Annotated in this window: 14 protein-coding genes; 11 read left to right on the top strand and 3 right to left on the bottom strand. The window is 53.0% G+C overall.

All coding sequences use genetic code 11. From position 1 onward, the window contains the following. The 3 genes from ACXLHR_RS12310 to ACXLHR_RS12320 all read right to left on the bottom strand — a co-directional run bounded on the left by ACXLHR_RS12310 (window position 1) and on the right by ACXLHR_RS12320 (window position 3,147). Window positions 1–1,629: an acyl-CoA synthetase gene (locus ACXLHR_RS12310; RefSeq protein ID WP_458791722.1), complete on the bottom strand. Its 1,629-nt coding sequence runs from the start codon at window positions 1,627–1,629 to the stop codon at window positions 1–3. Window positions 1,630–1,695: 66 nt separating this feature from the next. Then, the gene (locus ACXLHR_RS12315; protein WP_458791723.1) at window positions 1,696–1,971 is read right to left on the bottom strand and encodes a hypothetical protein; all 276 of its coding nucleotides are present in this window, start codon (window positions 1,969–1,971) and stop codon (window positions 1,696–1,698) included. Window positions 1,972–2,229: 258 nt separating this feature from the next. Further along, a complete protein-coding gene (locus ACXLHR_RS12320) occupies window positions 2,230–3,147 on the bottom strand; it encodes a LysR family transcriptional regulator (RefSeq protein ID WP_458791724.1) in 918 nt (305 codons plus the stop codon). 139 nt (window positions 3,148–3,286) lie between these two features. On the opposite strand from ACXLHR_RS12320, the gene ACXLHR_RS12325 reads away from it, so the two are divergent. The 11 genes from ACXLHR_RS12325 (at window position 3,287) to arsH (ending at window position 14,046) form a co-directional block, all read left to right on the top strand. Then, entirely contained in the window at window positions 3,287–4,786 is a 1,500-nt protein-coding gene (locus tag ACXLHR_RS12325) for a CoA-acylating methylmalonate-semialdehyde dehydrogenase (RefSeq protein ID WP_458791725.1), read from the top strand. 364 nt (window positions 4,787–5,150) lie between these two features. Then, window positions 5,151–5,297, top strand: a complete 147-nt coding sequence (locus tag ACXLHR_RS12330) for a hypothetical protein (protein WP_458791726.1) — start codon at window positions 5,151–5,153, stop codon at window positions 5,295–5,297. Beyond that, a complete protein-coding gene (locus ACXLHR_RS12335) occupies window positions 5,297–6,448 on the top strand; it encodes an acyl-CoA dehydrogenase family protein (protein WP_458791727.1) in 1,152 nt (383 codons plus the stop codon). Before ACXLHR_RS12330 ends, ACXLHR_RS12335 begins: the two co-directional genes overlap by 1 nt. A gap of 35 nt (window positions 6,449–6,483) precedes the next feature. Beyond that, window positions 6,484–7,356 carry a 3-hydroxyisobutyrate dehydrogenase gene (gene mmsB, locus ACXLHR_RS12340; protein WP_458791728.1) on the top strand — a complete coding sequence of 291 codons (873 nt, stop codon included), beginning with the start codon at window positions 6,484–6,486 and terminating at the stop codon, window positions 7,354–7,356. 32 nt (window positions 7,357–7,388) lie between these two features. Continuing rightward, window positions 7,389–9,125 (top strand): PHA/PHB synthase family protein, encoded by a 1,737-nt coding sequence (locus ACXLHR_RS12345; protein WP_458791729.1) that lies wholly within the window; start codon window positions 7,389–7,391, stop codon window positions 9,123–9,125. 60 nt (window positions 9,126–9,185) lie between these two features. Continuing rightward, window positions 9,186–10,019, top strand: a complete 834-nt coding sequence (locus ACXLHR_RS12350; RefSeq protein ID WP_458791730.1) for an alpha/beta fold hydrolase — start codon at window positions 9,186–9,188, stop codon at window positions 10,017–10,019. A gap of 457 nt (window positions 10,020–10,476) precedes the next feature. After that, the gene (locus ACXLHR_RS12355; protein ID WP_458791731.1) at window positions 10,477–11,262 is read left to right on the top strand and encodes an enoyl-CoA hydratase; all 786 of its coding nucleotides are present in this window, start codon (window positions 10,477–10,479) and stop codon (window positions 11,260–11,262) included. A 252-nt stretch (window positions 11,263–11,514) separates the two neighbouring features. Next, a complete protein-coding gene (locus ACXLHR_RS12360; RefSeq protein ID WP_458791732.1) occupies window positions 11,515–11,847 on the top strand; it encodes an ArsR/SmtB family transcription factor in 333 nt (110 codons plus the stop codon). 9 nt (window positions 11,848–11,856) lie between these two features. Beyond that, window positions 11,857–12,924: an ACR3 family arsenite efflux transporter gene (arsB, locus tag ACXLHR_RS12365; RefSeq protein WP_458791733.1), complete on the top strand. Its 1,068-nt coding sequence runs from the start codon at window positions 11,857–11,859 to the stop codon at window positions 12,922–12,924. After that, window positions 12,921–13,343 (top strand): arsenate reductase (glutaredoxin), encoded by a 423-nt coding sequence (gene arsC, locus ACXLHR_RS12370; RefSeq protein WP_458791734.1) that lies wholly within the window; start codon window positions 12,921–12,923, stop codon window positions 13,341–13,343. Before arsB ends, arsC begins: the two co-directional genes overlap by 4 nt. Then, complete coding sequence (gene arsH / locus ACXLHR_RS12375; RefSeq protein ID WP_458791735.1) at window positions 13,336–14,046, top strand: arsenical resistance protein ArsH; 711 nt, start codon at window positions 13,336–13,338, stop codon at window positions 14,044–14,046. The genes arsC and arsH overlap by 8 nt, the downstream gene beginning before the upstream one ends. The last annotated feature ends 17 nt before the right edge of the window (window positions 14,047–14,063 follow it).

Here is a 14,063-nt window from a genome sequence, read left to right on the forward strand (position 1 = left end):
TTACTCGGCTTTTTGCGTGGCCCGCAGTTCAACCCGCCGTATTTTGCCAGAGATCGTTTTCGGTAACTCTGTCACAAAATTGATCTCGCGCGGGTATTTGTAAGGGGCCGTATACTTTTTACAAAAGTCCTGAATCTCTTTTGCCAAAGCTTCAGAGGGCTCTTGGCCTTTGATAAGAATAATATAGGCCGACACAATCTGACCGCGCGTTGCATCAGGTTTGCCGATCACTGCGCTTTCGGCGATCAAAGGATGCTCAAGAAGTGTGCTTTCCACCTCGAACGGACTAATCCGGTAACCGCCAGATCCGATCAAATCGTCAGCACGACCAATAAACCAAAGATATCCATCGGCATCCCGTCTGGCGGTGTCACCCGTGAAATACCAACCGTTGCGGAAGTCTTTTTTGTTCGGCTCGCCGCCAGTGAAATAACCGGTAAACAAGCCCGGTGGCGTCCCGTTTTCGAGACAGACAGCGATATTACCGATCTCGTCCACGGGCATACGGTTGCCTTCTTCGTCGACAACATCAACGTCGAAACCAGGGACAGGTTGTCCCATCGAGCCAATTTTTACCGGCTGGTCGGGGAAGTTTGCGACGATATTCACGGTTTCACTTTGCCCATATCCATCCGCAACCGTCGTACCTGTCGCTTTCTTCCAGAAGTGGATGACCTCGGGATTCAATGGTTCGCCAGCCCCCATCGAGCGGCGCAGCGATGTGAAATCGTATGCCGACACATCGGTTTGCGCGAACAAGCGGTAGGCGGTTGGCGGGCCGCAGAAAGTGGTAACGCCCAGCTTGCCAATCAGCTTCAGGTGCTGATCAACATCAAAACCGTCCGGATCATACAGAACAACGGTCACGCCCATCAAGAACTGTGGGAATAACATCCCCCACGCCGCTTTTGCCCAGCCGGTATCGGTCAGGGTCCAATGAACATCGTCAGGTTGCAGGTCCATCCAGAACAACGCCGTTGAAGCATGGGCAAGGCCATATTCAAACGCGCGTGGCACCATTTTGGGCATACCCGTTGTGCCGGACGTGAAAAAACCCATCATCATATCGTCGGAACGCGTGTTAGGCTTATGCTCGGGGGCGATCTCGTCGGACCTGCCGGTGCATAGCTCTTGCGTTGATATCCAGCCTTCACGCGGGCCACCAATCACAATCAGATGTTCCAGTGTCGGACATTCGGCCCGCATGGATTCCACTTTTTCACAATGCTCAGGTGTCACAATAATCGCGCGGGCTTTCACGCTATTGACGCGATATTCGATGTCATGGGTGGTCAACAGGTTGGTGCCAGGGATCGCGACAACGCCCAGCTTCATGCAGCCAAACAGTGCATCATACCATTCAGGAATACGGCCCGCGATCAACAACGCAAAATCACCTTGCTTCAGCCCCAACTCCCGTAGGCCATTAGCAAAGCGCGCAGATCGTCGCGAAAGGTCGGAATAACTTAGTTTCTGGATGTGTTCGCCGGATTTATCCACAGCAATCACCGCCGTCTTGTCGGCCTCGCGCCCACGCCTGTCGATCACATCGAAGGCAAAGTTGAAATTTTCCGGACATTCAAATTTATATGCCTTGCGAGCCTCCGGATATGTTCTTGGACCGTTCATAAATTCGTACATGTCTCACTCCCTATTTTGACAAAGCTTGAATAATTCGCCTTTGCCATTCAACTTTTATATTTCTGGCCGGTTTGGAACGTCCTGTTTGTGTTCAGGTAAGCGTTTGGATGTATCACGCGGGGCCATTGCGAAACGGAATTTTAAACCGCGATTGACGTTAGAAAGATCGCAAAATCCTGAAAGTAAGCCATTTTCGAAATTTGAATGCGTCGCGCCGTTTCTCCCCCAACGCAATCGCGCAGCAGCGGCATACAGCTTACGATCACGCACCCCGCTACTGAAACTTTTATTCTCGACCTCAAATATACGCTGCAACTGCCAGTTAGACATGCCGAGCCTGCGCTAAAGTCATGCTAAAGAAAGATCAGAGTTGGTCAAGTTCTGTTGAAACGACCTCAGGGCGCGGGCAAACTGACTGTCGTTGCTTTCACAGGTCTCTTGCGTGCGGACGTAGGGTTTCATCACAAATAGATTAAGGTGAACAATTCACTCGTCTACGCGCAATATGTCGAGCCGGCGGTGCATAAATTCGCATAGAGATAAAACGCAGCGCCAGCCAAGACACTAGGGCTAAAATTCAAGGACCCTTCAGGCGCCAGTTCTGGACGCAGCCAAAAGTTCAAGTCGCGCCAGCTCGTCCCGCAACCCCGATGTCAGCGCATCGGCAAAGCGGGCCAATCGCATATTGCGCCGGTCGTCCGCGTGCCGGACCAGATAGAAGGCCCGCGTGAGACTGAACTCATCGGTTAACAAACGGCGCAACTCGGGCGCGAAAGGCAGCGAGAAATCATGCACCACACCAACCCCACCGCCCTGCCGGATCATCTGCACTTGCACAGATACCGAATTCGAGGCCAGCGGCACACGCGCCACACCAAGATCAGTCAGATAATCCAATTCTTTGTCGAAAATCATGTCTGGGATATAGCCCACGATAGGATGATCTTTCAGGTCTTTGATCCCCAAGATATCAGAATGTTTATCAAGGTAATCGCCTGATGCCGCCAGATGCAGGTGATATTGCGCGATTTTCTGAACCGTTAGTTGTCCCGTTTTTGGCGCGCTGACCCCAATTGCCATGTCGGCTTCACGCTTTGAGAGGTTAAACAGCCTTGGCAAGGCAACGATCTGAATATCCAGATCGGGGTTTTCCGCAGAAATTTTTGCGCAGACCTGCGGCAAGACATAATTTGCGCAGCCATCCGGCGCCCCTACCCTGATCTGCCCGCGCAACTGATCGCTTTCCTCCACAACTCCGGCCGTTGCCATCAAAAGTATAGCGCGCTCTGCCGCTTTTGCGCGCTCCAAAAGTTGCGCCCCAGCTTCTGTCACGGTGTACCCTTGCGGTGATTTATTGAATAACGCGACTTGTAGAGATTTCTCCAAACGCGCCACACGTCGACCCAAAGTTGCAGGATCCAGACGCAAAACCTTGCCAGCACCCGACAGGCTTTGCTCTCTCGCGACCGCCAGAAACAGGCGAAAATCGTCCCAATTAACATCCATCTCTGTGCATCCGATCTACCATGATTACATTTGAACGGTTAGCATTTTGCAAAAATGCAAAACTATTCTTGCAAATTTCCTCTGTTACTTGCGTTTTTGCAAGCCTAACATTCCCTCAACCTCAATAAGGAGCATCACGATGAAAGAATTAACACACTATATTAACGGCGCTCACGTCAAAGGCACATCCGGCCGGTTTGCCGATGTTTTCAATCCCGCGACAGGCGAAGTGCAGGCAAAATGCCCTCTGGCCAATGTGGAAGAGATGGATCTCGCCGTTAAATACGCGCAGGCAGCACAACCCGCTTGGGCCGCGACTAACCCGCAGCGCCGCGCCCGCGTCATGATGAAATTTGTAGCTCTGCTGAACGATAACATGGACAAGCTTGCCGAGGCATTAAGCCGTGAACACGGCAAGACCCTGCCCGATGCGGCTGGCGACGTGCAGCGCGGCCTTGAAGTGGTCGAATACTGCGTTGGCGCACCGGAACTGCTGAAAGGTGATTTTACTGATTCTGCAGGTCCAGGCATCGACATGTATTCCATGCGTCAGGCGCTTGGTGTCACTGCTGGCATTACACCGTTCAACTTTCCTGCGATGATACCGATGTGGATGTTTGCACCCGCGATCGCTTGCGGCAACGCATTTATTCTCAAGCCTTCCGAGCGTGATCCCTCTGTGCCGTTGATGTTGGCTGAATTGCTGGAACAGGCAGGTCTGCCCAAGGGTATTTTGCAAGTTGTGAACGGCGACAAGGAAGCAGTTGACGCAATCTTGCACAATGACATCATCCAGTCCGTAGGCTTTGTTGGCTCGACTGCGATTGCTGAATATATCTATGCAACTGGCTGTGCAAATGGCAAGCGCGTGCAGTGTTTTGGTGGCGCGAAAAACCACATGATCATCATGCCGGATGCCGACATGGATCAGGCCGCTGACGCGCTGATTGGTGCCGGATACGGTGCAGCAGGCGAACGTTGTATGGCGATTTCGGTCGCTGTGCCGGTCGGTGACGAAACCGCAGACCGCTTGATCGAAAAGCTAATTCCGCGCATCGAAAGCCTGAAAGTCGGTCCTTATACTGCGGGCAAAGACGTCGATTACGGCCCTGTTGTGACAGCTGCCGCCAAAGCAAATATCGAACGTCTGGTCCAGACGGGTATCGACCAAGGCGCAAAGCTGGTTGTTGATGGTCGTGATTTTAAATTGCAGGGCTATGAAGACGGTTTCTTTGTCGGGCCGCACCTGTTTGACCATGCGACCAAAGATATGGACATCTACAAGTACGAAATTTTTGGTCCGGTTCTGACCTGCGTGCGTGCGCAAACATATGAAGAAGCACTGCAACTGGCGATGGACCACGAATACGGCAACGGCACCGCGATCTATACCCGCGACGGCGATGCGGCACGTGATTTTGCAAACCGGGTCAACGTGGGTATGGTCGGCATCAACGTGCCAATCCCCGTACCCTTGGCCTATCACACCTTTGGCGGCTGGAAGAAATCGGTCTTTGGTGACCTGAACCAGCACGGCCCTGATGCGTTCAAGTTCTACACACGCACAAAGACAGTGACCGCACGCTGGCCGTCGGGCATCAAAGAGGGTGGCGAGTTCTCAATTCCTGTGATGGAATGATCTGCGCAATTAACGTGCAATGACGTACTGGTTGCCGGCAGATCTACACAAAGATCTGCCGGCAATTTCGTTTCGAAGTACTATTTTGCTAAGGTTCCGACTGGCGCGATGTGCCTAGATGGGTCACCATCAACCTACTATTCTTATTCAATACGAATGCTCTTACGCGTTTTGCTTAAAGACGTTGATCCGCAAAATCAGACTTGAAAGGGAATACCCACGCAAAAGCTGAAGACTACGGTATTGACGTATCCATGCGTTTAGACATTGTTAAAACTGTAGAACCAGTCACGCTCAAAACTGGTATTATCGCCGGATCTGTAGGTGAACGCGTTGCGAAGCTCAAAGAAACGAGGACTGTGTGATGGCTGTTTTACGTCTCGCCGAGGTCACAAATGGTGAACTGTCACTTGCTGCGACGGCAAAGGCCCCTAGTTTCCAAGCCTCTGGCTTTGGGCTGGTGGCAGACCTGTTTACAGCACTGCCCGAATTTACAGAAAGGCTGAAATAATGGATTTTGCACCAACAGAAGAACAGACCGCAATTTTCGAAATGGCGTATGAGTTTGGCCAAGAACACATCGCCCCATTCGCTGCCAAATGGGAAGAAGCCGAGACCATTCCTAAAGAGCTGTGGGCAAGAGTTGCAGAGCTGGGATTGGGCGGTGTCTATGTCAGTGAAGATTACGGCGGGTCGGGCCTGTCCCGGCTGGATGCGACAATGGTCTTCGAGGCACTTTCCATGGCCTGCCCTTCAGTCGCGTCATTCCTTTCAATCCACAATATGTGCGGCGGCATGATCGACAAATTCGGATCGGAAGAAACCAAACAGGCCTGGTTGCCGAAACTTTGCAGTATGGAAAAGATTTTTTCCTATTGCCTGACCGAACCTGGTTCCGGTTCTGACGCGGCGGCATTGCGCACCCGCGCCGACAGGACCGACAAGGGTTATAAACTCAACGGCACCAAGGCGTTCATCTCGGGTGGCAGCTATTCTGATGTCTATCTGACAATGGTGCGCACCGGAGACGTGGGCCCACGCGGTATCTCTGCGGTTCTGATCGAAGACGGTACCAAGGGGCTGTCGTTTGGTGCGTTGGAGAAAAAGATGGGTTGGCGGTCACAGCCGACAGCACAGGTACAATTCGACGATTGCGAAATCCCTGCCGAAAATCTTATGGGCGAAGAAGGCCGCGGATTCACCTATGCGATGGCGGGTCTTGACGGTGGCCGTTTGAACATCGCCGCCTCTGCTTTGGGCGGCGCGCAGATGGCTTTGAACGCGGCCCTGACCTACACGGGCGAGCGCAAGGCATTTGGCAAAACTATCGACCAGTTTCAGGCACTGCAATTCCGCTTGGCCGCGATGGAAATCAAACTACAAGCCGCGCGGGTATTTTTGCGTCAGGCGGCATGGAAACTGGATAACAAGGCATATGATGCAGCGAAATACTGCGCGATGGCCAAGTCATTTGTCACAGATGTCGCCTTTGAGGTCGCCAACGACGCCTTACAATTGCACGGCGGATATGGCTATCTTTCAGATTACGGCATCGAGAAGATTGTGCGCGATTTACGGGTGCACCAGATCCTCGAAGGCACCAACGAAATCATGCATCTTATTGTCTCGCGGCAGATGATTGCAGATCGCGGACAACGCTAAATGTTAATGGCACACTCTAAAGACAGGATTACAAAATGAAGATCGGTTTTATCGGCTTAGGAAATATGGGTGGCCCAATGGCGGCCAATCTGGCGGCTGCCGGACATGACGTGCAGGGGTTCGACCTACAAGCCCCGATGCCCAATGGCGTCACTGCTGCAAATACCGCCAAGGCTGCTGTGGCAGGCGCTGATGTCGTCATTTCGATGTTGCCCAACGGCGATATCTTACGGGCAGTGGCAAGCGATGTCTTGCCCGCGATGACCAAGGGGGCCGTTTTCTGCGACTGTTCCACCGTTGATGTAGAGAGTGCGCGCACGGTCGCGGCACAGGCGCAGTCTGCCGGATTGGGCGCACTTGATGCTCCGGTCTCTGGCGGTGTTGGTGGCGCTTCTGGTGGCACCTTGACGTTTATGGTTGGCGGGGACGAAGCTGCGTTCGCAACAGTATCACCGCTGTTTGACATCATGGGCCAAAAGGCCGTGCATTGTGGTGCAGCAGGTGCGGGGCAATCCGCAAAAATTTGTAACAACATGATCTTGGGCGCAACGATGATCGCCACTTGCGAAGCTTTTGCATTAGCCGACAAACTGGACCTTGATCGCCAGAAAATGTTCGATGTCGTGTCAACTTCGTCGGGTTACTCTTGGGTAATGAACGCCTACTGCCCCGCACCCGGGGTCGGACCAAAATCTCCCGCAGACAACAATTATCTGCCCGGATTCGCTTCTGAATTGATGCTGAAAGACCTGCGCTTAAGCCAGCAGGCTGCAGAGGCCGTTGACGCAGATACACCAATGGGCGCGCAGGCAATGGAAATTTACCGCACGTTTGTCGAAGACGAGGCAGGCAAAGGCACCGATTTCTCGGCCATGTTGCCACGTTTTGAAAAACGGTCCCGCAGCTAATCGCAAACTTCCGGTGAACCAAGGAAAAAACTATGACTGAAAAAGCAACCGACGCAATTTCCAAGATCATGGAAAACGCCACAAAAAACCATCCGCTTTTCCTTGCTCTGGACGCCGAGAAATCTAAAGAGATGAGCGACAGTATCGTGAAATCGATGCAAGCCATGTTTTCACCGGATGGCGACGCTTTGCGAGGTTGGACCGAACAATGGACCACTTACCAGACTGAAATGACAAAACTATGGATGAGCAACTTTGCCAATGCTGCTCATCCAACGCCCGAGCCTAGCCAGGATCGTCGCTTTGGCGCCGACGAATGGAACGAGGGGATTTTTCCACTTCTGCATCAATCATACGCTTTGACGGCCAAGGCGATGGTCGATATGGCCGAAAAAATCGGCCTGCCCGACCATGAGCAACGTAAACTCAACTTTTACACGCGCGTCATGGCTGATGGGCTCTCACCGTCGAACTACGCACTAACAAACCCTGAAGTCCTGAAGCTCGCATCCGAAACCAACGGACAAAGCCTCGTTGACGGGTTCAAGAACCTGCTGGCAGACCTTGAAAAGGGTTATCTGTCCACAACTGACGAGACAGCATTCAAGGTCGGTGAAAACCTTGCCACCACGCCTGGCTCCGTTGTATTTCGCAACGACTTGATCGAGCTGATCCAGTACCAGCCGATGACACCAAAGGTGAGCGCAAACCCGATTTTGATTGTGCCGCCGTGCGTGAACAAATTCTACATCTTTGACATCAATGAAAAGAAATCAATGGTTCGCTACCTTCTTGAAGAAGGCCGCGAGGTGTTCATGATGTCCTGGCGTAATCCGGGCCCCGAGATGGCAGAGCTTGACTGGAATGATTACATCGAGACCGGAATTATCGCGGCACTGGACGCAACCACCAAAATCTCGACAGGCAAAAAGGTTGATCTTTTGTCGTGGTGTAACGGCGGCACGATGGCATTGGCCGCGCTGGCTGTTATGTCAGAAAAGCAGAAATCACTCATCGGCACGACTACTTTCCTGTCGTCGATGATCGACTTTAGCGATCCGGGCGAGATTGAAGTGTTTATCGACGGACCTCAGATTGCGGCTTATAACGAACGCCTGAAAACCACGAAAGTCGCCCACGGTCGCGACATCGCTCAAGCCATGGCAATGCTGCACGTCAACGAGTCGATCTGGGGATTTGTGATCAACAATTACCTCAAGGGGAAATCTCCCGCCCCGTTTGATATTCTCTTCTGGAATGCAGATACGTCAAACCTGCCGACCAACTGGTATTCTTATTACACCGAAGAAATGTATATGGCCAACAAACTGAAAGAACCCGGTGCGCTGACCTTGCTTGGAACACCGGTTGATACCCGCAATATCGATATTCCCTGCTATTTTGTTGCCGCAACAGGCGATCATATTGTGCCTTGGAAAACATCATTTGACGCGACGCATCTGGTATCGGGACCGTCAGAATTTATCCTGACGTCTGGCGGGCATGTTTCTGGCACTATCATCAATCACCCTGCCAAAAGCCGCAGGTATTTTCTATCTGATGGGAAAACAACTGATCAGGCCGAAGATTGGCAAGCATCGGCAACACGGACCGACGGAAGCTGGTGGCCACATTGGCTAACTTGGCTAGACGCCAACAGCGGTGAGGCCCAGCGCGAAGCGCCTCGTAAAGTCGGCAACAGCACCTTTCCAGCACTTGCACCAGCACCCGGCACATATGTCTCTGAAGTCGTCGCACAAAATGGCTGATATAAGACCCGCTTGTAGGCTACTTGCAGCAAACGAATGTTCTAGAAAATGGTAAATGGTATGAAGCACGAAAAGATCGTCATCCCCGAGAACCAGTTCCGGTTCATTACCGTTGACGGATTAAAACTACGCGTGTTTACCCGTGATCTCGATCGTTCCGAGGTTCCTTTGCTAATTTGCAACGGCCTAGGGCAAGCCGTTGAAATGCTGGTACCTTTAATGGCTGAAATTCAGGACCGCCCTATTATCAGTTTTGATGCGGCGGGTGTCGGTCGCTCGGATTTGCCCCAGACAGGAACGACGATCGAGGACCATTCCCGTATGGTTCAGGCGATACTAAAAGAACTGAAGGTCACAAAATTTGACGTCCTTGGCATTTCCTGGGGCGGCGCGCTCGCACAACAACTTGCCCATGACTGCCCCGATACCTGTCGCCGGTTGGTGCTTGCGATTACTTCTGCGGGCGGAATCAGCAGTTGGTGGGGGTCGCCCATCGCACTGTTTGAAATCATGTTCCCGTGGCGTTTTTTCAACAAGGCCTATGGTGATTTCATCGGCCCGTGGATGTATGGCGGCGAGGCGATTCTGCATCCCGAACTGTTCAGGGAATATTCACAGCATGCGATCCGGCCAACCTATGAGGGCTACTCCGCACAGGTCAAGGCCATGTGTTCATGGAGCAGCCTGCCGTGGATTGGTTGTCTAAAACAACCGACGCAAATCATCGCAGGCTCGCTTGATACGCTAATACCGATTGGCAATCAGATCCTGCTGTCCAACCTGATGCAACAAGCCCACCTGACCGTTTTCCAAGCAGGCCATTTGCTGATGTACTCCAAGCGCGAAGAAGTTGGCGAACTGATCACCAAATTTCTGGATGCAGGTCGCAAATAATCAACTCACTTTACGAGGGTGCGACCTATCACCATCGAACATCGCGGGCGCGTTGTCATGGTCAGGCTGAACCGTCCAAAAAACAAAACCACGCTGAACAACCAGATAACGTGCGCGGCGGCGGGGAGGCCACGGCAATGGCGGTTGAACTCCGCTGATTAGACCACTGCAGGTGCATGTATTTTTCACTGCGCTTTTACAAACCAACGAAAAGATCTGGTTAGCGTCTTGCCGCAGGACGTACCAATAACGCGAATATTCTGGATGATTAGCCCCTCAGAAATGCAACAATTACCCTTAGATCACACCGTGCCGTTTTTATTGCAGGCCAGACCAAAGCGGCACGTACATTTTTCCTGCCCCAGCGACGATCGGATCTGCCGTAAAACCGCCATCTCGATCCTTTCCAAAATCCCCCTGACTGCTACCATGGTATTGAAACCTAAGGAGCAAAACGATGGCAATTCTGGAACGTAACGATACGGGTGCGGTGGCACATTTGCACATGAACGCGCCTGATCGTCTGAACGCATTGTCTGACGAGATGTTGGCAGCAATCATGACACAGTTTGACGCGCTAGAAACTCAACCTAACATACGCGCGGTCATCATTTCTGGCGCTGGCAAAGCGTTTTGTGCGGGCCATGATCTAAAAGAAATGACCGCAGGGCGACAGTCACAAGATGGCGGCAAGGCTTATTTTGCTGATCTGTTTGATCGTTGTGCTCAAATGATGATGCGTATTCGCACATTGCCGCAACCCGTAATTGCGCAGGTGCATGGCATAGCGACCGCCGCGGGTTGCCAGTTGGTTGCATCCTGCGACCTGGCCATTGCGGCAGATGATACGCGATTTGGCGTCAACGGTGTCAACATCGGTTTGTTTTGCTCGACCCCGATGGTCGCCTTATCGCGCAACATTCCACGCAAGCAGGCGTTTGAAATGTTGACCACCGGCCACTTTATCACTGCGGAACGCGCCGCTTCTCTTGGCCTGATCAACCGCGCCGTGCCTCACGGCGAACTGGAACAGCAAACAATGGCCCTTGCCGAGAAACTTGTATCAAAATTGGGAAGCGCTGTGAAAATTGGCAAAGAGGCGTTTTACAACCAAATCGAAATGCCGCTGGAGCAGGCCTATGCCTATGCAGGCGATGTGATGGTGCAGAACATCATGGACGGCGACACAGCAGAAGGTATGGCCGCATTCATTGAAAAGCGCACACATGAATGGAAACAATAGGCTTATCCCCTTAGCGTAAGGCCTACCATCCCTAGACACATCAAGATCGTGCTCGGTCAATCATGGCCATCCGTATTTTGAAAAATTCCGCTCAGGACACCCATGACGGCGCCGATCACAGTTGAAAGCAGCGGCGCCATCCGTGCATCATAAATAAGAAACCACTCATCTCGCCGGTATCGCGGCCTCACGCCACCGGAGCACCGCGTCAACCGCTTGACTTTTTGACAAAATATCAATAATTCTCGATGTATGGAAAAGATACACGCACTTGATGCCTTCGCGGCCCTTGGCCAATCCACACGCCTTGACGTGTTTCGCCTGCTGATAAAGGCGGGGCATGCAGGCATGTTGGCTGGCGACATCAGCAGCGCGCTTGACGTGCGCCAGAACACCATGTCGGCTAACCTCGGCGTTCTCGCCCGCGCGGGTTTGATCCTCAGTGAAAGACAAGGCCGCACCATCCGTTACTCTGCAAATATGGATGGAATACGCGGCCTGCTAGCCTTTCTCATGGAGGATTGCTGCGGCGGTCGCCCTGATTTGTGCCAACCCGTCATCGATGAGCTTGCTTGCGCATGTTAGGAATAAAATATGACTGATACATCACAGGTCGCGGCCTCCGGCCTTGGCACTTTCGAGCGCTGGCTATCCGTTTGGGTCGCCCTTGCGATCGGTACAGGGCTGTTACTCGGCAACCTGTTTCCAGCCCTCTTTTCAACTTTGGCCTCGTTAGAAGTCGCGTCAGTCAACCTGCCGGTCGCGGTTCTGATCTGGGCGATGGTTTTCCCGATGATGGTCGGTGTCGATTTCGGCGCGTTGCGACAGGTCGGCGACAAACCTAAAGGGCTGGTGGTGACGCTCATCGTCAACTGGCTGATCAAGCCATTCACGATGGCAGCGCTTGGCGTCTTGTTCTTTGAATACGTTTTTGCGGGGCTGATCCCGCCCGATGATGCGCAGGCGTATTTAGCCGGTGTCATCCTGCTCGGCGCAGCCCCCTGCACAGCAATGGTGTTCGTCTGGTCCAACCTCACGCGCGGCGACGCAACCTATACGCTTGTGCAGGTCAGCGTGAACGACGTCATTATGGTTTTTGCCTTCGCCCCAATCGTAGCCTTCTTGTTGGGTGTCACGGACATCGTCGTGCCGTGGGACACATTGCTGTTGTCGGTCGGCCTGTATGTGATTTTGCCATTGTTTGCGGGCTATTTGACCCGCAAATACCTTGTTGCAAAAGGTGGCGAAGCAGCCGTAGCCATTTTCAAGTCCCGCGTGCAACCATTCTCTATTTTCGGGCTTCTGGTGACTGTGGTGCTGCTGTTCGGATTTCAGGGCGAAGTCATCTTTAACCGCCCGCTCGTCATCGCGCTCATTGCGGTGCCTCTTTTGATCCAGTCCTACGGTATTTTCTTCATAGCATACCTTGCGGCGCGCGCATGGAAGATCCCTTTCAACGTCGCAGCCCCCTGTGCGATGATAGGCACATCAAATTTCTTCGAATTGGCGGTAGCCGTCGCGATCAGCCTGTTCGGACTGGGCTCTGGCGCCGCTCTGGCCACGGTGGTCGGCGTTTTGGTTGAAGTGCCAGTGATGCTTTCACTCGTTGCCTTCGCCAATCGAACCCAGCACTGGTTTCCATCCGAAGAAGACAAAACATGACCATCGTTATCCACCACAACCCCGACTGCGGCACGTCACGCAACGTGTTTGCGATCATCACCGCGTCCGGCGAAACACCGATTGTCATCGACTATTTGCAAACCGGCTGGACCCGGCCACAGCTTTTGGGACTATTCGCGGCCGCAGGTTTGAGACCTCGCACAGCCTTGCGCACGTCAAAATCACCGGCAAAAGACCTAGGATTGCTCGATCCATCTGTCAGCGATGAAATGCTGCTCGCCGCAATGCTCGAACACCCTATTCTGGTCAACCGGCCCATCGTCTGCTCACCAAAAGGCGTCCGCCTTTGCCGCCCGAGCGAGGCTGTGCTGGATCTTCTTGACCGCTTACCAACCGGACCAATGACGAAAGAAGACGGCACGCCCTTGATCGACAAGGAAGGAAACCGCATTGGCTAATACCCCAAACCTCGACGAGGCCCACTTTCACCCAATCGACGCGAACCTGTTGTTGATGCCTGAAAGGGCAAAACATGCTCCACGTATCTTGTTGCTGTACGGCTCGCTCAGGGATCGCTCGTTCAGTCGGCTGATGACGGAAGAAGCAGCCCTTATCCTTTCGCAGCTCGGGGCAGAAACGCGGACCTTTAACCCCTCTGGACTGCCCTTACCGGACGATGCCGGCGCGGATCACCCAAAGGTGCAGGAACTGCGTGATCTGGTCACGTGGTCCGAAGGCATGGTCTGGTGTTCGCCCGAACGCCACGGGGCCATGACCGGCATCATGAAAACCCAGATTGACTGGATACCGTTGTCGCTCGGTGCAGTGCGCCCGACGCAGGGCAAGACTCTGGCAGTCATGCAGGTCAGCGGCGGCTCGCAGAGCTTTAACGCGGTCAACCAGCTTCGTATTCTTGGACGCTGGATGCGCTTGTTGACCATCCCGAACCAGTCCTCTACCCCAAAAGCGTTTTTGGAGTTTGACGACGCGGGCCGGATGAAGCCGTCACCGTTCTATGACAGGATGGTTGATGTCATGGAGGAGCTGATGAAGTTCACATTGCTCACACGAGACAACACGAGCTACCTGCTCGACCGTTATAGCGAACGCAAGGAGAGCGCCGCCGAATTAACCAAGAGGGTTAATCAAAAGGCAATCTGATTGAGGTGATTGAAGGT

It is taken from the genome of Yoonia sp. MH D7, from assembly GCF_054439475.1.

What these genes read in the sequence shown, in the direction of transcription:
- ACXLHR_RS12360 (WP_458791732.1), top strand. Translation starts at nt 11,515, where the DNA reads ATGGAAAAGATACACGCACTTGATGCCTTCGCGGCCCTTGGCCAATCC.
- ACXLHR_RS12310 (WP_458791722.1), bottom strand. Translation starts at nt 1,629, where the DNA reads ATGAACGGTCCAAGAACATATCCGGAGGCTCGCAAGGCATATAAATTT.
- ACXLHR_RS12345 (WP_458791729.1), top strand. Translation starts at nt 7,389, where the DNA reads ATGACTGAAAAAGCAACCGACGCAATTTCCAAGATCATGGAAAACGCC.
- ACXLHR_RS12330 (WP_458791726.1), top strand. Translation starts at nt 5,151, where the DNA reads ATGGCTGTTTTACGTCTCGCCGAGGTCACAAATGGTGAACTGTCACTT.
- ACXLHR_RS12335 (WP_458791727.1), top strand. Translation starts at nt 5,297, where the DNA reads ATGGATTTTGCACCAACAGAAGAACAGACCGCAATTTTCGAAATGGCG.
- mmsB (WP_458791728.1), top strand. Translation starts at nt 6,484, where the DNA reads ATGAAGATCGGTTTTATCGGCTTAGGAAATATGGGTGGCCCAATGGCG.
- arsB (WP_458791733.1), top strand. Translation starts at nt 11,857, where the DNA reads ATGACTGATACATCACAGGTCGCGGCCTCCGGCCTTGGCACTTTCGAG.
- ACXLHR_RS12315 (WP_458791723.1), bottom strand. Translation starts at nt 1,971, where the DNA reads ATGTCTAACTGGCAGTTGCAGCGTATATTTGAGGTCGAGAATAAAAGT.
- ACXLHR_RS12350 (WP_458791730.1), top strand. Translation starts at nt 9,186, where the DNA reads ATGAAGCACGAAAAGATCGTCATCCCCGAGAACCAGTTCCGGTTCATT.
- ACXLHR_RS12355 (WP_458791731.1), top strand. Translation starts at nt 10,477, where the DNA reads ATGGCAATTCTGGAACGTAACGATACGGGTGCGGTGGCACATTTGCAC.
- arsC (WP_458791734.1), top strand. Translation starts at nt 12,921, where the DNA reads ATGACCATCGTTATCCACCACAACCCCGACTGCGGCACGTCACGCAAC.
- ACXLHR_RS12320 (WP_458791724.1), bottom strand. Translation starts at nt 3,147, where the DNA reads ATGGATGTTAATTGGGACGATTTTCGCCTGTTTCTGGCGGTCGCGAGA.
- ACXLHR_RS12325 (WP_458791725.1), top strand. Translation starts at nt 3,287, where the DNA reads ATGAAAGAATTAACACACTATATTAACGGCGCTCACGTCAAAGGCACA.